17 protein-coding genes and 2 pseudogenes are annotated in these 20,754 nt (G+C 53.6%); 12 read left to right on the top strand and 7 right to left on the bottom strand.

Annotation, left to right across the window (positions count from 1 at the left end):
* Nucleotides 1-34 precede the first annotated feature (34 nt).
* From rpsD to bfr, 4 genes are all read left to right on the top strand, one after another.
* A complete protein-coding gene (rpsD, locus tag ACIPOO_RS18845; protein WP_274134916.1) occupies nucleotides 35-655 on the top strand; it encodes a 30S ribosomal protein S4 in 621 nt (206 codons plus the stop codon).
* A gap of 22 nt (nucleotides 656-677) precedes the next feature.
* Nucleotides 678-1,679, top strand: a complete 1,002-nt coding sequence (locus ACIPOO_RS18850; RefSeq protein ID WP_007970428.1) for a DNA-directed RNA polymerase subunit alpha — start codon at nucleotides 678-680, stop codon at nucleotides 1,677-1,679.
* A 42-nt stretch (nucleotides 1,680-1,721) separates the two neighbouring features.
* A complete protein-coding gene (gene rplQ / locus ACIPOO_RS18855) occupies nucleotides 1,722-2,108 on the top strand; it encodes a 50S ribosomal protein L17 (protein WP_062384499.1) in 387 nt (128 codons plus the stop codon).
* A gap of 262 nt (nucleotides 2,109-2,370) precedes the next feature.
* A complete protein-coding gene (bfr, locus tag ACIPOO_RS18860; protein ID WP_274134915.1) occupies nucleotides 2,371-2,835 on the top strand; it encodes a bacterioferritin in 465 nt (154 codons plus the stop codon).
* A gap of 74 nt (nucleotides 2,836-2,909) precedes the next feature.
* Here the strand turns inward: bfr and uvrA are convergent, their stop codons facing one another.
* Nucleotides 2,910-5,744 carry an excinuclease ABC subunit UvrA gene (gene uvrA / locus ACIPOO_RS18865; RefSeq protein ID WP_400608956.1) on the bottom strand — a complete coding sequence of 945 codons (2,835 nt, stop codon included), beginning with the start codon at nucleotides 5,742-5,744 and terminating at the stop codon, nucleotides 2,910-2,912.
* 187 nt (nucleotides 5,745-5,931) lie between these two features.
* On the opposite strand from uvrA, the gene ACIPOO_RS18870 reads away from it, so the two are divergent.
* A complete protein-coding gene (locus tag ACIPOO_RS18870; protein WP_400608958.1) occupies nucleotides 5,932-7,326 on the top strand; it encodes an MFS transporter in 1,395 nt (464 codons plus the stop codon).
* Between the two features lie 9 nt (nucleotides 7,327-7,335).
* Nucleotides 7,336-7,857, top strand: a complete 522-nt coding sequence (locus ACIPOO_RS18875; RefSeq protein ID WP_274134910.1) for a single-stranded DNA-binding protein — start codon at nucleotides 7,336-7,338, stop codon at nucleotides 7,855-7,857.
* A gap of 118 nt (nucleotides 7,858-7,975) precedes the next feature.
* Here ACIPOO_RS18875 and ACIPOO_RS18880 read toward each other — a convergent pair.
* Nucleotides 7,976-8,358 (bottom strand): annotated as a pseudogene (locus ACIPOO_RS18880) (IS21 family transposase); the annotation flags it as partial.
* A 181-nt stretch (nucleotides 8,359-8,539) separates the two neighbouring features.
* Here ACIPOO_RS18880 and ACIPOO_RS18885 point away from each other — a divergent pair.
* The 6 genes and pseudogenes from ACIPOO_RS18885 to ACIPOO_RS18910 form a co-directional block, all read left to right on the top strand.
* On the top strand, nucleotides 8,540-8,770 hold the full coding sequence (locus tag ACIPOO_RS18885; RefSeq protein WP_400608960.1) for a helix-turn-helix domain-containing protein: 231 nt from the start codon (nucleotides 8,540-8,542) through the stop codon (nucleotides 8,768-8,770).
* Nucleotides 8,763-11,813: a type I restriction endonuclease subunit R gene (locus ACIPOO_RS18890; protein ID WP_400608962.1), complete on the top strand. Its 3,051-nt coding sequence runs from the start codon at nucleotides 8,763-8,765 to the stop codon at nucleotides 11,811-11,813. Before ACIPOO_RS18885 ends, ACIPOO_RS18890 begins: the two co-directional genes overlap by 8 nt.
* A complete protein-coding gene (locus ACIPOO_RS18895; protein WP_400608964.1) occupies nucleotides 11,806-13,071 on the top strand; it encodes a restriction endonuclease subunit S in 1,266 nt (421 codons plus the stop codon). The genes ACIPOO_RS18890 and ACIPOO_RS18895 overlap by 8 nt, the downstream gene beginning before the upstream one ends.
* The gene (locus tag ACIPOO_RS18900; RefSeq protein WP_400608966.1) at nucleotides 13,061-14,194 is read left to right on the top strand and encodes an anticodon nuclease; all 1,134 of its coding nucleotides are present in this window, start codon (nucleotides 13,061-13,063) and stop codon (nucleotides 14,192-14,194) included. The genes ACIPOO_RS18895 and ACIPOO_RS18900 overlap by 11 nt, the downstream gene beginning before the upstream one ends.
* Before the next feature lie 15 nt (nucleotides 14,195-14,209).
* Nucleotides 14,210-15,832, top strand: coding sequence for a type I restriction-modification system subunit M (locus ACIPOO_RS18905; RefSeq protein ID WP_400608968.1), 1,623 nt, complete (start codon nucleotides 14,210-14,212; stop codon nucleotides 15,830-15,832).
* Between the two features lie 311 nt (nucleotides 15,833-16,143).
* A pseudogene (locus ACIPOO_RS18910) lies at nucleotides 16,144-16,385 on the top strand (IS30 family transposase); the annotation flags it as partial.
* Nucleotides 16,386-16,731: 346 nt separating this feature from the next.
* On the opposite strand, the gene ACIPOO_RS18915 reads toward ACIPOO_RS18910, so the two are convergent.
* The 5 genes from ACIPOO_RS18915 to ACIPOO_RS18935 all read right to left on the bottom strand — a co-directional run bounded on the left by ACIPOO_RS18915 (nucleotide 16,732) and on the right by ACIPOO_RS18935 (nucleotide 20,706).
* The gene (locus ACIPOO_RS18915; protein ID WP_274134908.1) at nucleotides 16,732-17,646 is read right to left on the bottom strand and encodes a LysR family transcriptional regulator; all 915 of its coding nucleotides are present in this window, start codon (nucleotides 17,644-17,646) and stop codon (nucleotides 16,732-16,734) included.
* 60 nt (nucleotides 17,647-17,706) lie between these two features.
* Complete coding sequence (locus tag ACIPOO_RS18920; RefSeq protein WP_400608970.1) at nucleotides 17,707-18,639, bottom strand: alpha/beta fold hydrolase; 933 nt, start codon at nucleotides 18,637-18,639, stop codon at nucleotides 17,707-17,709.
* A 65-nt stretch (nucleotides 18,640-18,704) separates the two neighbouring features.
* On the bottom strand, nucleotides 18,705-19,379 hold the full coding sequence (locus ACIPOO_RS18925; protein ID WP_274134905.1) for a glutathione S-transferase family protein: 675 nt from the start codon (nucleotides 19,377-19,379) through the stop codon (nucleotides 18,705-18,707).
* Nucleotides 19,380-19,587: 208 nt separating this feature from the next.
* Nucleotides 19,588-20,064, bottom strand: a complete 477-nt coding sequence (locus ACIPOO_RS18930) for a DUF1348 family protein (RefSeq protein ID WP_400608972.1) — start codon at nucleotides 20,062-20,064, stop codon at nucleotides 19,588-19,590.
* A gap of 63 nt (nucleotides 20,065-20,127) precedes the next feature.
* Entirely contained in the window at nucleotides 20,128-20,706 is a 579-nt protein-coding gene (locus ACIPOO_RS18935) for a TetR/AcrR family transcriptional regulator (RefSeq protein WP_274134902.1), read from the bottom strand.
* Nucleotides 20,707-20,754 lie beyond the last annotated feature (48 nt).

The following is a 20,754-nucleotide window of genomic DNA, read 5'->3' on the forward strand; positions in this document are numbered from 1 at the left end:
GAATCGCCGCGTGTAATCCAGGAGATTTTAAAGAATGGCTCGTTACATTGGTCCAAAATGCAAACTCGCTCGTCGCGAAGGCACCGATCTCTTCCTGAAGAGCGGCGTGCGCGCTATCGAATCGAAGTGCAACATCGAAGCAGCCCCAGGCATCCACGGCCAGCGCCGCGGTCGTCAGTCCGACTACGGCACCCAGCTGCGTGAAAAGCAAAAAGTCCGTCGTATCTACGGCGTTCTCGAGCGTCAGTTCAGCGGTTACTACAAGCAAGCTGCCGGCAAGAAAGGCGCTACTGGTGAGAACCTGCTGCAACTGCTCGAATGCCGTCTGGACAACGTTGTATACCGTATGGGCTTCGGTTCGACTCGTGCCGAATCGCGTCAGCTGGTATCGCACAAGTCGGTTAGCGTAAACGGCAAAACCGTTAACGTTCCGTCCTTCCAGGTTCGTGCTGGTGACGTCGTTGCTATTCGCGAAAAAGCGAAAAACCAACTGCGTATCGTCCAGGCTCTCGATCTGTGTGCCCAACGTGGCCGCGTAGAATGGGTAGAAGTAGACACTGAGAAGAAATCTGGCGTTTTCAAAAGCGTCCCAGCTCGCAGTGATCTGTCCGCCGACATCAACGAAAGCCTGATTGTCGAGCTCTACTCCAAGTAAGGGCTAGAAAATAGGTGCATCCATGCAGATTTCGGTAAATGAGTTTCTGACACCTCGTCACATCGACGTGCAGGTTGTCAGTCCAACCCGCGCCAAAATCACTCTCGAGCCTCTCGAGCGTGGTTTCGGCCATACCCTGGGCAACGCGCTGCGCCGCATCCTGTTGTCCTCCATGCCCGGCTGTGCAGTAGTCGAGGCCGAGATTGACGGTGTACTCCATGAGTACAGCGCAATCGAAGGTGTACAGGAAGACGTCATTGAAATCCTGTTGAACCTGAAAGGTCTGGCTATCAAGCTGCACGGTCGAGACGAAGTTACGCTGACCTTGTCGAAGAAGGGTTCGGGGGTGGTGACCGCTGCCGATATTCAGCTGGATCATGATGTCGAGATCGTTAACCCCGATCACGTAATCGCTAACCTGGCGTCTAACGGCGCCCTGAACATGAAGCTCGTTGTAGCTCGTGGTCGCGGTTATGAACCAGCAGACTCGCGTCAGAGCGATGAAGACGAAAGCCGCAGCATCGGTCGCTTGCAGCTCGACTCTTCGTTCAGCCCGGTTCGCCGTATCGCATACGTGGTGGAAAACGCCCGTGTCGAACAGCGTACCAACCTGGACAAACTGGTTATCGATCTGGAAACCAACGGTACTCTGGATCCTGAAGAGGCTATCCGTCGTGCTGCAACCATCCTGCAACAGCAGTTGGCTGCGTTCGTCGACCTCAAAGGTGACAGTGAGCCGGTCGTAGTCGAACAGGAAGACGAGATTGATCCGATCCTGCTTCGTCCGGTTGACGATTTGGAACTGACCGTACGTTCGGCCAACTGCCTTAAGGCGGAGAACATTTACTACATCGGCGATCTGATTCAGCGCACCGAAGTAGAACTGTTGAAGACTCCGAACCTGGGCAAGAAATCCTTGACCGAAATCAAGGACGTTCTGGCTTCTCGTGGTCTCTCCCTCGGCATGCGCCTCGACAACTGGCCGCCTGCAAGTCTTAAGAAGGACGACAAGGCGACTGCCTGATCGTCGTAATCACCGAACGTTGTGTTTGGTAAGGAATGAACCATGCGTCATCGTAAAAGTGGACGTCACCTGAGCCGTACCAGCTCTCACCGCAAGGCCATGTTCCAGAACATGGCGGTGTCGCTGTTCGAGCACGAGCTGATCAAAACTACCCTGCCAAAAGCCAAGGAACTGCGCCGCGTTGCCGAGCCGCTGATCACCCTGGCCAAGGTAGACAGCGTTGCAAACCGCCGTCTTGCTTTCGACCGTACTCGTTCGAAAGAAATGGTTGGTAAGCTGTTCAACGACCTGGGCAAGCGTTATGCAACCCGTGAGGGTGGCTACCTGCGCATCCTGAAGTGCGGTTTCCGCGCTGGCGACAACGCTCCTATGGCGTACGTCGAACTGGTTGACCGTCCTGTCGGTGGCTCCGTAGAAGCCGCTGAATAAGACGTCAAGTCGTTACAAAGAACCGGGCCCAGTGCCCGGTTTTTTGTTGCCCGCGATTCATGGGAATACAACGCGTTATCAGTTGAAATGAGCGATTATTGCGCTGATCGCTAGTGATAAAGAGAACTCTCCTCATTTACTCGTGTTTTCGACACCAAATGTCAGAAAATCACTGCTTTTCTTCGTTTTTCTGCCTTTGAAAAGATGACCTTGAGCAGATGTTGGTTCAAACTATCGTCTTTCAAGAAGGAGATTCACGGCGATGCAAGGCCACCCGGACGTCATCGATTACCTCAACACGCTGCTGACCGGCGAATTGGCTGCGCGCGACCAATATTTCATCCACTCGCGGATGTATGAGGATTGGGGTTTCAGCAAGCTCTACGAGCGTATCAACCACGAGATGGAAGAAGAGGCAGGGCACGCTGATGCGTTGATGCGCCGGATTCTGATGCTCGAAGGTACGCCGCGCATGCGCCCGGATGACCTGGATGTAGGCACCACAGTCCCTGAGATGCTCGCCAGCGACCTTCGCCTGGAATACAAGGTCCGTGCCGCACTGTGCAAAGGCATCGCCCTCTGTGAGCAGCACAAGGACTACATCAGCCGTGACATCCTGCGCCTGCAACTGGCAGACACCGAAGAAGATCACACCTACTGGCTGGAAAAGCAGATGGGCCTGATCAAATCCATCGGCCTGGAAAACTACCTGCAATCGCAGCTCTGATTCCGGTCCCATAAAAAAGCCCCTGGCGCGATCTTCGTGCCAGGGGCTTTTTCGTTACTGCTGCCTTCAGGCTATCAGGCGCGATCGCGTTCCAGCAGTGGCTTGAGGTAGTGCCCGGTGTAGGACTGCTTCATCTCGGCCACCTGTTCCGGCGTGCCGGTGGCGATGATCTGGCCGCCTTTAGAGCCGCCTTCAGGGCCCAGGTCCACCAGCCAGTCAGCGGTCTTGATGACATCCAGGTTGTGCTCGATGACCACCACGGTGTTGCCGTGGTCCCGCAGGCGGTGCAGCACGTCCAGCAATTGCTGGATGTCCGCGAAGTGCAGGCCGGTCGTAGGCTCGTCGAGGATGTACAGCGTCTTGCCGGTGTCGCGCTTGGACAACTCGCGGGACAGCTTCACGCGCTGCGCTTCGCCACCAGACAGCGTGGTCGCCGATTGCCCGAGCTTGATATAGGACAGGCCCACGTCCATCAGGGTCTGGAGCTTACGCGCCAGTGCCGGTACGGCGTCGAAGAACGCTCGCGCTTCCTCGATGGTCATCTCCAGCACTTCGTGGATGCTCTTGCCCTTGTATTTGATCTCAAGGGTTTCGCGGTTGTAGCGCTTGCTCTTGCACACGTCGCACGGCACGTAGATATCCGGCAGGAAGTGCATCTCGACCTTGATCAGGCCGTCGCCCTGGCAAGACTCGCAGCGGCCGCCCTTGACGTTGAACGAGAAGCGCCCCGGGCCGTAACCCCGGGAGCGCGACTCGGGCACGCCGGAAAACAGCTCGCGGATCGGCGTGAACAGCCCGGTGTAAGTAGCCGGGTTGGAGCGTGGGGTGCGCCCGATGGGGCTCTGGTCGATGTCCACCACTTTGTCCAGGTGTTGCAGGCCGTCGATGCTGTCGTGGGTGGCGGCCTCCAGCGTCGTGGCGCCATTGAGGGCCGTGGCGCTGAGCGGGAACAGGGTGTTATTGATGAGCGTCGACTTGCCTGAGCCCGATACGCCGGTCACGCAGGTCAGCAAGCCAATCGGAATTTCCAGATCGACATTGCGCAGGTTGTTGCCGCGGGCGCCCTTGAGCTTCAGCGACAGCTTCTTGTTGCGCGGAGTGCGCTTGGCTGGCACCTCGATCTTCACCCGCCCGGACAGGTACTTGCCGGTCAGCGAGTCAGGGTGAGACATCACATCCTGCGGCGTGCCTTCTGCGACGATCGATCCGCCGTGAACGCCGGCACCCGGGCCGATATCGACCACGTAGTCCGCCAGGCGGATGGCGTCTTCATCGTGCTCGACCACGATCACCGTGTTGCCGATGTCCCGCAGGTGGCGCAGGGTGTCGAGCAGCCGGTCGTTATCCCGTTGATGCAGGCCGATGGACGGCTCGTCGAGGATGTACATGACGCCCACCAGCCCCGCGCCGATCTGGCTGGCCAGACGGATACGCTGGGCTTCACCGCCAGAAAGGGTATCTGCGCTGCGATCCAGGGTCAGGTAATCCAGGCCGACGTTGACCAGAAATTGCAGACGCTCGCGGATTTCCTTGAGGATCTTGTCAGCGATTTCGCCGCGACGGCCGGTCAGCTTCAGTCCGCCGAAGTAATCGGTAGCGTCGCCGATGGGCAGGTTGGTCACGGCAGGCAGGGTCTTCTCGCCGACCCACACGTGACGCGCCTCACGACGCAGGCGGGTGCCGCGGCAGTCAGGACAAGGCTGGGTGCTGAGGAACTTGGCCAGTTCTTCGCGCACGGTCGCCGATTCGGTTTCCCGGTAGCGGCGCTCCAGGTTTGGCACGATCCCTTCGAACGGGTGTGCGCGTTTGACGATATCGCCCCGGTCATTCAGATAGCGGAAGTCGACGTTCTGGGTGCCGCTGCCGTTGAGCAGGATCTTCTGCTGGTCGGCCGGCAGCTCCTTGAACGGCACTTCCAGGCTGAAACCGTAGTGTTTGGCCAGTGAGCCGAGCATCTGGAAGTAATAGACGTTACGCCTGTCCCACCCACGTATAGCCCCTTCGGCCAGTGTCAGGTCGCCGTTGACCAGCCGCTTGGTGTCGAAGAACTGCTTCACACCCAGGCCGTCGCAGGTCGGGCAGGCGCCGGCCGGGTTGTTGAAGGAGAACAGCTTGGGTTCCAGTTCGCTGATGGCGTGGCCGCAGATCGGGCACGCGAAGCGGGCCGAGAAGATGACCTCTTCACCAGGCTCGTCGTCCATCGGCGCAACCAGTGCGATGCCGTCCGCCAGTTTCAGCGCGGTTTCGAAGGATTCTGCCAGGCGTTGCTGCAGGTCGGCGCGAACCTTGAAACGGTCCACGACCACGTCGATGGAATGCTTCTTCTGTTTGTCCAGCTTGGGCAGCTCGTCGAGCTCGCACAGCTTGCCGTTCACCCGCGCACGGACGAAGCCCTGGGCGCGCAGCTCATCGAACACCGCCAGGTGCTCGCCCTTGCGCTCGCGCACCACCGGCGCCAGCAGCATCAGCTTGCTGCCTTCAGGCTGGGCCAGCACCAGGTCGACCATCTGGCTGACGGTTTGCGCCTCCAGCGGGATGTCGTGGTCCGGGCAACGGGGCGTGCCTACCCGCGCATACAACAGGCGCAGGTAGTCGTAGATTTCAGTGATGGTGCCCACGGTGGAACGCGGGTTGTGCGACGTGGACTTCTGTTCGATCGAAATGGCCGGAGAGAGGCCTTCGATGGTGTCCACGTCCGGCTTTTCCATCATCGACAGGAACTGGCGGGCGTACGCAGAGAGCGATTCGACGTAGCGGCGCTGACCTTCGGCGTAGAGCGTATCGAACGCCAGCGACGACTTCCCGGAGCCCGAGAGCCCGGTGATGACGATCAGCTTGTCGCGGGGCAGGGTCAGGTCGATGTTTTTCAGGTTGTGGGTTCGAGCCCCACGAATCAGGATCTTGTCCAAGGCGGCCTCGCACGGCGGGCGTAAAACACTGGAGTATACGGCCAAATACTGGATGGATGCACACTGTTGCGCTGGCTTGCGCCGTACGTAAGAAAAAGAATTTTCCTGCGATGCGCGGCAAAGCGTCGTATGTGCTGTACATCGATGGGACTGGTAGAATCGCCGCCGGTTCACATGAGGTTCTTCCATGCACGATTCTCACAGCGAGCGCATGAGTGGCAGCGAAACCCGCGCGGCGGGCGGTCTGGCGCTGGTGTTCGCGTTCCGTATGCTTGGCATGTTCATGGTGCTGCCAGTTCTGGCCACCTATGGCATGGACCTGGCAGGCGCAAGCCCGGCACTCATTGGTCTGGCGATTGGCGCCTATGGCCTGACCCAGGCCGTGCTGCAAATCCCGTTCGGCATCGTCTCCGACCGCATCGGCCGTCGCCCGGTGATTTACCTGGGCTTGATCGTCTTTGCACTGGGCAGCGTGCTGGCCGCGCAGTCGACCTCCATCTGGGGCGTCATCGCCGGCCGCATCCTGCAAGGCGCGGGCGCGATTTCCGCAGCCGTGATGGCATTGCTCTCGGACCTGACACGCGAACAGCACCGCACCAAGGCCATGGCCATGATCGGTATGACCATCGGCGTGTCGTTCGCCATCGCCATGGTCGTCGGCCCGATCCTGACCAGCGCTTTCGGTCTCAAGGGGCTGTTCCTGGCGACTGGCGCGATGGCCCTGCTCGGCATCCTGATCGTTGCGTTCGCCGTTCCCAAGTCGACGGTCACGTTGCAGCACCGCGAATCGGGGCTTGCCCGACAGGCGCTGGGAGCGACGCTTCGCCATCCGGACCTGCTGCGCCTGGATTTGGGTATCTTTGCGTTGCACGCGATGCTCATGTCCAGTTTCGTCGCGTTGCCGCTGGCACTGGTGGAAAAAGCCGGCCTGCCCAAGGAGCAGCACTGGTGGGTCTACCTCACTGCGCTGCTGATTTCCTTCTTCGCGATGATCCCGTTCATCATCTACGGGGAAAAGAAGCGTCAGATGAAGCGGATTCTCCTCGGCGCCGTGACGGTGCTGATGCTCACTGAGCTATTCTTCTGGGAGTTCGGCAACACGCTTCGGGCACTTGTCATCGGCACGGTGGTCTTTTTCACGGCGTTCAACCTGCTAGAAGCATCGCTGCCTTCGCTCATCAGCAAGGTGTCTCCGGCAGGCGGGAAGGGCACGGCCATGGGGATCTATTCCACCAGCCAGTTCCTCGGTTCGGCGGCGGGCGGCATCCTTGGCGGGTGGCTGTTCCAGCATGGCGGGCTCGGTGTTGTGTTCCTCGGCGGCGCCGGTCTGGCCGCCATCTGGCTGGCGTTTGCTGTTACCATGCGCGAACCTCCGTACGTGACCAGCCTTCGCTTGCCATTGTCGCCCGAAGCCCAGCGCGACACAGGCCTTGCCGATCGCGTGTTGGCTGTACGTGGAGTAACAGATGCAGTAGTGGTGGCCGACGAGGCCGCCATCTATATCAAATTTGACAAAGAACTGTTGGATCGGGCGTCTTTCGACGACGTGGTCAATCCAGCGTCGGAAACGGTTGAAGCCTAGGAGAACGTTATGGCCCGTGGGGTTAACAAAGTCATATTGGTCGGCACATGCGGCCAGGATCCCGAAGTTCGCTACTTGCCTAACGGTAACGCCGTGACCAACCTGAGTCTGGCGACCAGCGAACAGTGGACCGACAAGCAAACCGGCCAGAAAGTCGAGAAGACCGAATGGCACCGTGTTTCGATGTTCGGCAAGGTCGCAGAGATCGCCGGCGAGTACCTGCGCAAAGGTTCGCAAGTCTACATCGAAGGCAAGCTGCAGACCCGCGAGTGGGAAAAAGACGGCATCAAGCGCTACACCACTGAAATCGTCGTCGACATGCAAGGCACCATGCAGTTGCTGGGCGGCCGTCCACAGGGCGACGCTCAACAAGGCCAGGGTGGCGGCGGTTACCAGAACTCCGCTCCTCGCCCACAGCAATCGCGTCCGCAGCCTGCTCCTCAGCCACAGCGCGAGTCGCGCCCGGCTCCGCAACAGGCGCCGCAGCCGGCTCCTGATTTCGACAGCTTCGATGACGATATCCCGTTCTAGCAGGTACTTGAGACTTTTCTGTAAAATTTAGGCATAGAGCCCCCGCATTGCGGGGGTTTTTTTGTTTGGGGTGTAAAATTTCATAGAGACGTTTTTTTGCTAGTCTGAAACCATGTAAAACCGCAGTCAGCACATGGATCATGACGCGATCGTCGTTAGCGTAGCGCCACAGGCTACGCTTGAGCAGACGCAGTGGTTGGGTGAACCGGTGAACAGCGCTCCATTGCGAAATGCGCCAAGCTTGCGCTCGATCAGCGGGATGTAGCGCTGCCAGTCGTCGATGACCTAGTCTGGATCAAATTCCCCCCCCCCCCGTGGCTGGCAATCGTCGTTTCATCAGCAGCGACCACACCCCACGACGGGTATAAACGGCTACTGACCCATTGATCGACGCGCTCGACTCGGGACCCGCACCGTGCATTCAATCTAGCCCTCGAAAGCGCAGGCCATTGGCATCATTTCCACCCGCTCCAGCTCCACTACATCTGCCCCTGTGAGCCCCTTGCGTTCGGTCAGTGGCAAGAGACAAACACACGACGTTTTCGTTGCGAAAATCAAGACGCCATAGATAAGCGTCAAAGCATTAGTTGACGTGTCCAAGGAGAAATATTTCAGTTAATCTTCAATTTTTTCTGTTTGAAAGATATAATATTGCCTTACTGAAGAGCTGTAGGGCATAGCCATGATACGTTGCCATCTAGCCCGCCTGATGGGGGAGCGGAAAATGAAAATCTCCGACGTTTTGCGTGAAACTGGCCTTCGTCGAAATACAGTGACCCTGATGTACAAAGAGATAGCGCAAAAGATCGACATCGAGGCTTTGGATCGGCTTTGTCTTCTGTTTGACTGCGAAGTGGCTGACATGCTGGAGTACGTTGAAGAGTCTAAAACATTAGGCGTAACCCATGACTAAAGAACAACACCTGGAACAAAGCTTAATCGCAGAATTAAAAGATCTTAAATATACGTATCGTGATGACATTCGCGACAAGGCGAGCCTTGATCAAAATTTTCGCGAAAAATTTGAAGCCCTGAATCGCGTCAATTTGTCTGAGCCAGAGTTTAATCGGCTGCGTGACGAGATCATCACGGCGGATGTCTTTCAGGCCGCTCAGGCGTTACGTGAAAAGGGTAAGTTTACCCGTGAAGACGGTACGCCGCTGGAATATACACTAGTTAATATCCGTGAATGGTGCAAAAACGACTTTGAAGTTATCAACCAGCTGCGCATTAACACAGATAACAGCCACCACCGCTATGACATTATCCTACTGATAAATGGCCTACCGCTGGTACAGGTTGAGCTTAAGTCATTCCAGATCAGCCCCCGCAGGGCGATGGAGCAAATCGTTGAGTATAAAAACGAGATTGGCAACGGCTATACGAACACGTTGCTATGTTTCATGCAGTTATTTATCGTCAGTAATGGTAATGATACCCGTTATTTCGCGAATAACCGTAAGGAGCATTTTAGTTTCAACGCCGATGAACGGTTTTTGCCAATTTATCAACTTGCGGATAAGAGCAATAAGAAAATTGCTCACTTGCATGACTTCGCACATGACTTCCTAGCAAAATGCACCTTGGGTCAGCTGATCAGTCGCTATATGGTATTGGTACAAAGCGAGCAGAGAATGCTTATTATGCGACCCTACCAAATCTATGCCGTTAAAGCAATTGTGGACGCGATCCATCAAAACCGTGGTAATGGTTATATCTGGCATACAACCGGATCAGGTAAAACGCTAACTTCGTTCAAGGCTTCCACGTTGCTTAAGGACGACCCCGATATAGAAAAGTGTCTGTTCGTGGTCGATCGCAAGGACCTCGACCGTCAAACGCGCGAAGAGTTTAATAAGTTTCAGGAAGGCTGTGTTGAGCAGAACACCAATACCGAAACGCTGGTACGCCGGATGCTGTCTGAAGATTATGCCGACAAAGTGATTGTGAGCACCATTCAAAAGCTAGGCCTAGCATTGGATGAAAACAGCAAGCACAACAAAGTGCAACAGAAACACGGTAAGAAAACTTACAAAGAGCGCTTGGAACCGCTGCGTGATAAGCGCGTTGTTTTCATCTTCGACGAATGCCACCGATCCCAATTTGGTGAAAACCATAAAGCCATCAAGGAGTTCTTTCCCAAAGCACAGCTGTTTGGCTTTACGGGTACGCCTATATTCGATGCCAATTCTAACTATCAGCAGGTCGATGGCTACCTAGCCTCATTCAAGACGACAGAAGACATTTTTGAGAAACAGCTGCACGCCTACACGATCACCCACGCAGTAGAAGACAAAAACGTACTGAGCTTCCATATAGACTATTACGGGAAAAGCGATGGCAAGGGCGGCCAGAGCAAACTAAAGAAAAATGAGCTTCCACCACCCGGTGCGGTTGTGAAAGCTATTCTAGACAAACACGACAGCGCCACGCATCGGCGCCGCTTTAATGCCATATTAGCGACAGCATCTATCAATCATGCCATTGAGTACTATGAGCTTTTTAGTACGCTTCAAGCACAAAAAAAGTTAGAGGATCAAAATTTTGAGACTCTGAATGTCGCCTGTGTGTTTTCACCCCCGGCACAGATCGCCAAAGAGAGCGATATAAACAGCGCAGGCGGCGGAAACAGCAGCAAAAATGCAGCAGACATCAAACAGCTTCAGGATGACTTGCCGCAGGAGCGCGCCGACAACCAAGTAGAACCCGAAACGAAAAAGACAGCGCTCATGGCAATTATTGCTGACTACAACGAGCAGTATGGCACCGACCACTCCATTAATGAATTTGACCATTACTATCAGGACGTGCAGCAACGTATTAAAGACCAAAGATACAGCAATGCGGATTATTCGCGCAAGAACAAGATCGATATCACTATTGTGGTAGACATGTTGTTAACCGGATTTGATTCTAAATATCTAAATACTCTATATGTGGATAAAAACCTTAGATATCATGGCCTTGTTCAAGCGTTTTCGCGAACTAACCGTGTGCTGAACGACACTAAGCCGTGGGGAAATATCCTAGACTTCCGCTATCAGGAAAACGATGTGAATGCCGCAATAGAATTGTTTTGCGGAGGTACAGAAGACAAGGCGCGTGAGATTTGGCTGGTCGATCCAGCTTTTAAGGTGATTGAGGCTTTCCAGAAAAAGGTGGATGAGCTCCAATACTTTATGGAGTCCAAGGGCTTAACCTGCGAACCATCTCAGGTCCACAACCTAAAGGGAGATGCGGCCAAGGCTGAGTTTATCAACCACTTCAAAGAAGTGCAAAAACTTAAAACCCAGCTAGATCAATATACCGATTTAGATGAGGAAAGTAAGGTAGATATTGAGCGGAAGCTGCCCACTGATTCTCTGCGTGGCTTTAAAGCCATATATCTCGACACGGCTATTGAATTAAAGCGCAAGCAAGGAAAGAGTGATAGCGAAGAGGCAATTGAGCAACTGGAATTTGATCTGGTTTTGTTCGCCTCGAGCATTATCGACTACGATTACATCATGGGGCTGATTGCCAAATCTACTCAAAAAAATGGCAAGCATAAGATGACGCGCGAGCAACTTATAGACTTGATCAGTGCTAATTCCAATCTGATCGAAGAGCGCGAAGACATAATTTCATACATCAATAGCTTGAAGGTTGGTGAAGCTTTAGATGAGAAGCAAATACGTGACGGCTATCAAGCTTTTAAAGTCCAAAAGGCGGCGCAAGTATTAATGCAGATTGCCGTCAAGCACGGGCTGCAAACACAATCACTTCTCGCTTTTGTAGAGAATATCCTGGATCGAATGATCTTTGATGGTGAGAGTCTGACAGACCTGCTTGCTCCCTTAGAACTTGGTTGGAAAGCACGCCGCGCTGCGGAGCTTTCTTTAATGGTTGATTTGGTTCCCTACCTCCAAAAGCAGGCAGAGGGTCGTAAAATATCGGGGTTGGATGCGTATGAGTGAGCAAGTAAAAATGCTGGTTCCTGAGCTACGCTTTCCTGATTTCGATGGTTCGGTAGAGTGGGTTAGAGCTGAACTCGGTACTATGGGAAAATTAGTATCAGGGCTGACCTATACACCGGAAGATGTCAGGCACAATGGTTTACTCGTCCTCAGATCTTCCAACGTTCAAAGCGGACAAATCTCATTAAATGATAATGTTTTTGTTCGACCTGACATTAGGGGCGCTAACCTTTGTAGGGCTGGCGATATATTGATATGTGTCAGGAATGGCTCTAAGCCGCTAATCGGTAAGAGTGCATTGATATCAAATGATACGCCCATGTGTACGCCTGGGGCTTTCATGACAGTATTTCGAGCGGACTTTCCAGAATTTGTTTTCCAGCTTTTGCAAACGCATGCATACCAGGTTCAGGTGGCTGCGGATCTAGGTGCGACGATTAACTCTATAAATGGGAAGCAACTCAAGAAATATGAATTCTTGATCCCGTATTCCAATTTGGAACAGAAAAAAATTGCTGATTTCTTGGGGTCTATCGACGCCTTAGTCATCCTCCACTCCCAAAAACTTGAAGCCCTTAAACATTATAGAAAAGGTATGATGCAACAACTCTTTCCCGTGGAAGGTGAAGTTGTACCTAGGCTTAGGTTTCCTGAATTTCGCAACTCAGAGCCTTGGAAACTAAAACCAATGGGGAAGGTTCTGGGTGAAAAGCAAAGACGAATAAGTATGGAAGACGATGCGGAGTATTCGTTGGTGACTGTCAAGCGCCGCTATGGCGGATTGATTTCCCGAGGAGTCTTTAGAGGACGCTCTATCAAAGTCAAATCGCAGTTTAAAGTTTATGAGAATGACTTTCTGATATCTAAACGGCAAATTGTTCACTGTGCTTGTGGAGTTGTTCCAAAAGAATTGGATGGATCTATTGTTTCCAATGAGTATTCTGTTTTGGTGCCAAAGAAAGATAATTGTGTCCATTTTCTTGAGTATTTTGCGCAGCAGCCCGCTGTAAGTCTATCCTTCGTGCGGTGTAGCATTGGAATTGTAATTGAAAAAATGCTTTTTAAACTCAATGATTGGTTCAAAGAAGAGTTTCTGTTTCCAGAGTTTGATGAGCAGCGGAAAATCGCACAATTCTTTAGTGAACTCGACAGGGTGATAGATCAGCAGCTTCAAAAAGTTGAATCGCTAAAAGAATATAAAAAAGGTTTAATGCAGAAGCTTTTTCCAGTTATGGACGAGGTTTCTGATGAGCAATAAACCAAAAATTCGAAATTGCAAAACCCTTCGTAAAGTGGTTGAGGTTGTCAGGGATGACCTACGGCATAACGACAATGGTGGCGTCGATTTTGTGCTGTTATATGCGTACAATGGCACAGGCAAGACCCGATTATCAATGGAGTTTAAACAGGCTGGTAAACGTAAACGAGGGCAAGAACGGGATACCCTTTACTTTAATGCGTTTACTGAAGATTTGTTTCACTGGGATAACGACCTTGTGGGTGACGCAAGTCGAGTGTTGCAGATTAACTCAGACTCTCGTTTTTTTGAAGGCTTCAAGGAGCTTGCTCTTGAAGAGAAGATTTTTGCATATCTGGCGCGCTACAGTAGCTTTAATTTCAAGATCGATTATGATGGTTGGAACGTTAGCTTTAGCAAACTAGTTAGGAATCCACGATTTCGCCCAGGCTCCGAAGAACCAGAAACAATGATGCAGGACAACATAAAAATCTCGCGCGGTGAGGAAAACATATTCATATGGTGTGTTTTTCTAGCGATCTGCGAATTGGTAATAGATGGAGCGGACTCCTATAGCTGGGTAAGATATTTCTATATCGATGATCCGATTTCGTCGTTAGATGACAATAACGCCATTTCCGTGGCATCTGATCTGGCTAAGCTGTTAAGGCGCTCAATTGGAAAGGTGAAGACGGTTATGTCGTCACACCATAGTCTATTTTTTAACGTCATGTGTAATGAGTTGAAAAGATGCCCGCATAAATCCTATTTCGTATACAGTCGTGATAGTGACGGATACAGTCTTCAATCCACGACTGACACCCCTTTTTTCCATCATGTGGCTATGCTTAGTGAACTCAAGAAAGCGGCTGGCGCAGGTAGACTATATGCCAGCCACTTTAACGTGTTGCGCGGAGTGCTGGAGAAAACATCCGCCTATTTTGGCTTCAAGGATTTTTCAGGCTGTATTCATGGCATTGAGGATGATGTGCTTTTTTCTCGTGCCTTAAATCTTTTGAGTCATGGGGACTACTCGTTGTTTGATCCGAAAGAACTAACCGAAGATAACAAGAAACTTTTTAATAGTATTTTGAATGGGTTTCTTGAGCGCTACACGTTCGATCTGCCCGACATTCATGCATAATGGTAGATGTAAATTATGACCAATGAACAACTTAGTCAGCTCGGTAAGACCCTATGGGACATCGCTGATCAATTACGCGGCGCTATGAATGCCGATGACTTTCGCGACTATATGCTATCTTTGCTGTTCCTGCGCTATCTCTCTGATAATTACGAGCAGGCGGCTAAGAAAGAGCTGGGCCGTGATTATATTGAAGCGGCAAAAAACGATCGTCGCGCACCTCTAACAATCTGGTATCAAAATAATCCCGCTGACATCGCAGATTTTGAAAAGCAGATGCGGCTTAAAACCCACTATGTCATTGAACCTGCGTTTCTGTGGAGCAGTGTCGCCGAGATGGCGCGTACTCAGAACCCCGATCTGTTGGATACTTTATGGAAAGGCTTTAAGTATATTGAAGAAAAGTCTTTCAATAGCACCTTTCAGGGGTTGTTCTCAGAAATCAATCTGCATTCTGAAAAGCTCGGTAAGAAGCCAAGTGAGCGTAATGCGAAGCTCTGTACAATTATTCAAAAAATCGCTGAGGGTATTTCTCAGTTTAGTACTGATACCGACATTTTAGGCGATGCTTACGAGTATCTTATTGGCCAGTTTGCTGCGGGCTCGGGCAAAAAAGCCGGGGAGTTTTATACACCTCAACCGATCTCACAAATTCTTTCTGAGATTGTTACACTTGATAGCCAGGCACCAGCCACCGGCAAAAAGAAAAAGATCAAGCAGGTTCTAGATTTTGCCTGTGGTTCAGGTTCACTCCTGTTAAATGTTCGCAAGCAGCTTGGTCCTAACGGTATCGGGAAGATTTACGGCCAGGAAAAAAATATAACCACCTATAACCTTGCCCGTATGAACATGTTATTGCATGGTGTGAAAGATACCGAATTTGAAATTCACCACGGTGATACATTAGACAACGATTGGGAAACTCTCAATGAGATGAATCCCGCCAAAAAAATGCAATTCGACGCAGTTGTCGCCAACCCCCCATTCAGTTTGCGCTGGGAGCCGACTGACGCATTAGGTGAAGATTTTCGCTTCAAAAACTACGGCTTGGCGCCTAAGTCGGCAGCTGATTTTGCTTTTCTGCTCCATGGTTTCCATTTTCTCACTGACGATGGAGTCATGGCGATCATCCTCCCACACGGCGTGTTGTTTCGTGGTGGTGCAGAAGAGCGTATTCGAACTAAGCTCCTGAAGGATAGCCATATCGATACGATCATTGGTCTTCCTGCCAATCTATTCTTTTCAACAGGAATACCTGTCTGCATTTTGGTGCTCAAGCGCTGCAAAAAGTCTGATGATGTACTTTTCATTAATGCTGCGGAGCATTATGAGAAGGGTAAACGCTTGAATTATCTGTTGCCCGAGCATATTGAAAAAATTATCGAGAGCTACCAATTTCGTAAGGAAGAAGATAGATTTTCCCGTCGTGTGCCAATGGAGGAAATTGAAAAAAATGATTACAACCTAAATATTTCTCGTTATGTGAGTACGGCACAATCCGAAAAGCCGGTAGATTTGAGTGTGGTCTACAACGATCTGGTTTTGTTAGAAAATCAAATCAAAAGTGCGACCCTCAGACATAATAAATTCCTAGAGGAACTGGGCCTGCCGGTTTTGCCGCTCTCGGAGAAAAATTAACTACATTTTTTGGCTTTTTCAATACCATCTCTGATCTCATGCGTGTGATGCGTAATCCACGTAGGTGTCTGCCAAACGTAAATAAGGGGGCCGTTATGTTTTTCGTGCCCTCTTATGTATAGCTCTTACCAACCGAAAGCTAGCAACAGCCTCATATACTGATATTTTAGATAGAGTTGGGCGTAACGGCTCGGGATGGATGTTCGCTCCCGTTTGCTTTCAGTGGCCAACCATTTGTGATGGCCAGACCGAGCCGCAACTGGCTGGAGGCTTTCGTAGCCCGTCCGTTGATTAAAAGACTTGATCACCGCGCAAATAATCGCTTTTCGGTGGCGACGATGGTGGAGGCTCCAGCCGGTTTGGAATCCTGGCCAAGCACGATACGTACGCTAGACGTTGCGCTAGAGACCATCACCATAAGGCTGTAAAGAGCTCCGGCGCTTTTGAGAACTATGTCCACGATCAGCGCTGCGATACGGCAAACCATGCCGAGGTGACGGCTTGTACGGTAATGAAGTTTTACGTCGTGAACCCGCACAGCCCTCGGCAGCGAGCATTCAAACGGACTTATTTCAGTACTAGCCCAAAGGCACTGATTCGTTTTAGGTCACTAGAGAGCGGCTGGATGGAGTTGCTGAACGGTGCACTTGGGACCTTAGGCAACTATTCCACAAAACGTAAAATTTATCCTTCACTTTGGTCAGAAACTTTACGTTTAACCTTACATAAATATCTGAATACTTATTTTGACTATGTTTTTACTAGGTTTTTCCTTATGCGCTACCATCTAGGTAGCTACTACCGTTCTGATCCCACCGGATCAACCGCGGTAACGCCATGAAAAAAGCCCCCGGCAAGCTCAGCTTCCGGGGGCTTTTCATTTCGGTCAGGTGCATCGATCAGCCAAACCGCACGCCATCCACCAAGCGTTTCGCCAGCCACGGCTGTTTGAGTTTTTCCAGCCACCATCCAAGTGCGCGGCCTTCTTCATCGCCGCGCCAGCCCACGTAGAGGATGTTTGGCTCTCGCGGGTCGGCCATCTGTTTTTCCAGCAACTGGCCGCTTTCCAGCAATGAGCTGACCCGATGACGCGGCAGCCAGCCGACGCCAAGGCCCTGAAGCTGGGCTCGGATCTTCGATTGCATGGTGGGAACGGCCAGGGTCTGTTGGCCGCCGGAAACACCGTAGGTGCGGCCCTCGCTGGTGCGCGAGGAGTCGGCGACGACGATTGCGCGATGTTTCAGGATCGTGGCCCGATCGATACTGCCGGTAACCTTCGCCAAGGGGTGTCTGGGTGAGACGGCGAACACCCAGTCCAACTGGCCCAGTTGCATCCAGCGCAGCGACGCGATCTTGGGCGGCTCGTTGGTGGCACCAATGACCAGGTCGGCCTGGCCGTTTTGCAGCACTTCCCACACACCCTTGAGTACTTCGTGGGTGAAGCGTAACGGCACGCCGGACTCGAGCGCGTCGAACTCCTGGATCACTGGCAGCAGGGTTTCGAACTCCAGCAGCTCGTCGGTGACGATGCGCAGACGGCTTTCCCAACCGTTGGCCACTTGCTGCACGCGCTGGGTGAGTCGCCCCAGTTCGTGCATCAGGCGTGCAGCTTCCTCGACCAGCAGCTCACCGGCAGGCGTCAGTTGCAGGCGATAACGACGGCGGTCGAAGAGCAGGGCGTCAAAGCGTTCTTCCAGTTGCCGGGCGGCATAAGACACGCTGGAGGGGGCCTTGCCCAAGCGAGCGGCAGCCCGGGAAAGGCTGCCGGTTTCGCGGATGGCGTCGAGCAGGGCGAAGTCGTCAGTGGACAACATGTTCCGATCCTTCGAACGAAAGTGCCGCGCAAGCATAGATCAGGTGCAACGTTCTGGCGCTTAGTTCTTGCTGTCGAGGAAGGCCTGGATCTTCGGCACCACGAACTCAGGCTGTTCTTCCATGATCCAGTGACCGGCCTTGGGCACGACCAGGCCATCTACATGATTGAAGGCTGATGCTGCGTAGGTCTGCATGCTGGCGCCGAAGGACTTCTCACCGCCGATGGCCAGCACTGGCATGTTCAGCTTGCCGATTTTGGCGAAGCGCGCCTGATTGTCGATTGCGTCCTGGGAGAACGCGGCGAATTGATTGAACGCCGAGTGAATGGCGCCGGGGCGAGCGTAAAGCGCGGCGTAGTGGTCGCGGGTCTGTTCGTCGATCTTCGATGGATCGTAGGACATCTCGTTGTAGAAGCGATCCAGATAGATGCGTTCGCGACCGGCCACCAGGCGCTCGACATCCGACCCGCGGAAGTTGAAGTGCCAGACGCCCTGATTCAGCAGAAACGCCTGCCATTGGCCCAGGCCTGGCAGTGGCGCGTCCATCAGCACCAGGCGGCTGACGCGCTCCGGGTACTGCGAGGTGAAGGCGTAGGCGACCATGTTGCCGATGTCGTGGGCGACCACTTCGGTCGGGCCGACCTTGAGTGAATCCAGCACGCCGGCGATGTCTTTGGCCTGATTCTGTTTGTCGTAGCCGTCGTCAGGGTGGGCGGAAAGGCCCATGCCACGCAGGTCCGGCACGATCACCCGATGGTTTTTCGCAAGTTCCACCGCCAGAGGCTGCCACATGTCGCCGGTGTCGGCGAAGCCGTGCAGCAACACCACCGCCGGGCCGTTACCGCCGACCCGTACATGCAGGGTCGTGCCGTTGGTGGCGATTTCCTTTTCCGTAAAGCTGGCAGGGAAGGGTTTGACATCGGCCATGGCGGAAACGGAGGACAGGGCCGAAACAATTGAAGCAAGGGCGAGCGATAAGCTGATCTTGAACATGATGACCTCTGGAGGAAGATGATGTTGTGCTCCGGCCGGTCGAGGGACCGGCCAGAACCTGCGCGTTACTGCGCTTCGTTTTGCGGGAACAGGGCGCGACGGGTTTCTTCGTCGAACTCGGCCTTGAGCACCAGTTTCTCTTTCAGGCCCAGGGCACGTTGCGCGGCAGGGCGTGCGCTGATTTCATCGACCAGGCGTTTGACGTTCGGGTAGCCGCTCAGGCCCGCTTCGCCGAGGATGTAACCGGCGTAGTTGGCCCAGCCCCACAGCGCCATGTCGGCGATGCTGTATTGGTCACCGGCCAGGTAGCGCGAAGTGGCGAGCTTGTTGTCGAGCACTTTGTAGTGACGTTCGACTTCCTTGAAGTAGCGATTGCGGGCGTACGGCAGGGCTTCCGGGGCGTGGTGCAGGAAGTGCACGGCTTGGCCCGAGAAGGGTGACAGACCGGTGGCGATGAACAGCAGCCAGGACAGCAGCTCGGCATTGCCTGCAGCAGTGGTCGGCAGGAAGCGTTGGTGTTTCTGCGCCAGGTACAACTGGATGGCGTGGGAATCGAACACGGTCGCGTCGCCATCGACCAGGGCTGGCACCTTGGCGTTCGGGTTGATCTTGAGGAAGGCGGGCAGGTGCTGTTCGCCCTTGAAGGTGTCCACGCCGATCAGCTCGTAAGGCACTTGCAACTCTTCGAGCAGCAGGGCGACTTTCATCGGGTTCGGCGAAGGGTGGAAATAGAATTTCATGGTGTGGCCTCAGATGATTGGCAAGTGGGTCAGTCGCGTGGGTGCGGCTGAATCTGAGGGCCATGTTGCGCGGATGTCGTTCGAATGACTTACGGGTTATTGCGTGAAAACGTTCGTAAAAGTAGAACGTGTAGCAGCACGGCTTGCCGGCGGGGGCGATTGATCTGACGCCCCCGTCGGCAAGCCGTGCTGCTACGGGATGGGGTGGTTACAGCCCAAGGTCCGACAACCCCGGATGATCATCCGGGCGGCGGCCCAGCGGCCAGTGGAACTTGCGCTCCGATTCCTTGATCGGCATGTCGTTGATGCAGGCAAAGCGGCGGTGCATCAGGCCGTCTTCGTTGAACTCCCAGTTCTCGTTGCCGTAGGAGCGGAACCAGTTCCCCGAATCATCGTGCCATTCGTAGGCGTAACGCACGGCGATGCGGTTGTCGGTGAAAGCCCACAGCTCCTTGATCAGCCGGTAATCCAGCTCCTTCTTCCATTTACGGGTGAGGAAATCCTTGGCTTCCTGGCGATTTGTGGCGAATTCGGCGCGGTTACGCCACTGGGTGTCCAGGGTGTAGGCCAGCGAGACTTTCTCGGGATCGCGGCTGTTCCAGCCATCTTCGGCCAGACGAATCTTTTCGATGGCTGACTCACGGGTAAAAGGGGGAAGTGGCGGACGAGTTTGGGGAGTGGACATGGCAGAGCCTCCAGACGGTCAGTGGATACGGCGTTTAGTGGAGCGTTCTTGAAGCGCAGGCCTTCAGCGCGCGTGAGGCAAGGCCTGTTTCAGCAACAGCTGCGCAACGTCCCTTGCGCTGTCGGCGGCCCGGTAGTCCCCCATGACACGAGCCATGGTGATGGCGCCTTCCATCAGGATCAGCAACTGGGTGGCCAGTGCTGACGGATGTTCGATGTTCAGTTGCTCGCACAACTCCTGTGTGTAATCGAGCAGCTTCTGTTTGTGCAGCCTGGCGATCAGCCGGATCGGGTCGTTCGGATCGCCCACTTCGCCTGCGGTGTTGATGAAGGCACAGCCGTGAAACCCTTCGGATTCGAACCAGCCCTTGAGCACCGTGAACATGTTGAGGATGCGCCCCTGGGGCGTTTGCGCCTTGTCGGACTCGGTCCTGAACCACTGCATCCAGCGCACGTCGCGGGCGTTGAGCGCGGCGGCGGCGACTTCGTCCTTGGTGGCGAAGTAACGGTAGATGCTTTTTCTGGCCACGCCCGAGGTCTTCACCAGAAGGTCCATGCCGGTGGCGTGGATGCCGTTCTCGTAGATCAGCCGCTCGGCGGTGGCGAGGATTTTTTCCCGTGTGTCTGTCGTCGGTGTGTTCATGTTTTTAAGGTAGAACGATCGTTCTCCCTGGTCAAGATGGTTTAAGAA

The organism is Pseudomonas sp. NPDC090201, assembly GCF_044746825.1.
In the GTDB taxonomy this organism is placed as follows: domain Bacteria; phylum Pseudomonadota; class Gammaproteobacteria; order Pseudomonadales; family Pseudomonadaceae; genus Aquipseudomonas; species Aquipseudomonas putida_AD.

What these genes read in the sequence shown, in the direction of transcription:
- rpsD (WP_274134916.1), top strand. Translation starts at nt 35, where the DNA reads ATGGCTCGTTACATTGGTCCAAAATGCAAACTCGCTCGTCGCGAAGGC.
- ACIPOO_RS18850 (WP_007970428.1), top strand. Translation starts at nt 678, where the DNA reads ATGCAGATTTCGGTAAATGAGTTTCTGACACCTCGTCACATCGACGTG.
- rplQ (WP_062384499.1), top strand. Translation starts at nt 1,722, where the DNA reads ATGCGTCATCGTAAAAGTGGACGTCACCTGAGCCGTACCAGCTCTCAC.
- bfr (WP_274134915.1), top strand. Translation starts at nt 2,371, where the DNA reads ATGCAAGGCCACCCGGACGTCATCGATTACCTCAACACGCTGCTGACC.
- ACIPOO_RS18870 (WP_400608958.1), top strand. Translation starts at nt 5,932, where the DNA reads ATGCACGATTCTCACAGCGAGCGCATGAGTGGCAGCGAAACCCGCGCG.
- ACIPOO_RS18875 (WP_274134910.1), top strand. Translation starts at nt 7,336, where the DNA reads ATGGCCCGTGGGGTTAACAAAGTCATATTGGTCGGCACATGCGGCCAG.
- ACIPOO_RS18885 (WP_400608960.1), top strand. Translation starts at nt 8,540, where the DNA reads ATGATACGTTGCCATCTAGCCCGCCTGATGGGGGAGCGGAAAATGAAA.
- ACIPOO_RS18890 (WP_400608962.1), top strand. Translation starts at nt 8,763, where the DNA reads ATGACTAAAGAACAACACCTGGAACAAAGCTTAATCGCAGAATTAAAA.
- ACIPOO_RS18895 (WP_400608964.1), top strand. Translation starts at nt 11,806, where the DNA reads ATGAGTGAGCAAGTAAAAATGCTGGTTCCTGAGCTACGCTTTCCTGAT.
- ACIPOO_RS18900 (WP_400608966.1), top strand. Translation starts at nt 13,061, where the DNA reads ATGAGCAATAAACCAAAAATTCGAAATTGCAAAACCCTTCGTAAAGTG.
- ACIPOO_RS18905 (WP_400608968.1), top strand. Translation starts at nt 14,210, where the DNA reads ATGACCAATGAACAACTTAGTCAGCTCGGTAAGACCCTATGGGACATC.
- ACIPOO_RS18915 (WP_274134908.1), bottom strand. Translation starts at nt 17,646, where the DNA reads ATGTTGTCCACTGACGACTTCGCCCTGCTCGACGCCATCCGCGAAACC.
- ACIPOO_RS18920 (WP_400608970.1), bottom strand. Translation starts at nt 18,639, where the DNA reads ATGTTCAAGATCAGCTTATCGCTCGCCCTTGCTTCAATTGTTTCGGCC.
- ACIPOO_RS18925 (WP_274134905.1), bottom strand. Translation starts at nt 19,379, where the DNA reads ATGAAATTCTATTTCCACCCTTCGCCGAACCCGATGAAAGTCGCCCTG.
- ACIPOO_RS18930 (WP_400608972.1), bottom strand. Translation starts at nt 20,064, where the DNA reads ATGTCCACTCCCCAAACTCGTCCGCCACTTCCCCCTTTTACCCGTGAG.
- ACIPOO_RS18935 (WP_274134902.1), bottom strand. Translation starts at nt 20,706, where the DNA reads ATGAACACACCGACGACAGACACACGGGAAAAAATCCTCGCCACCGCC.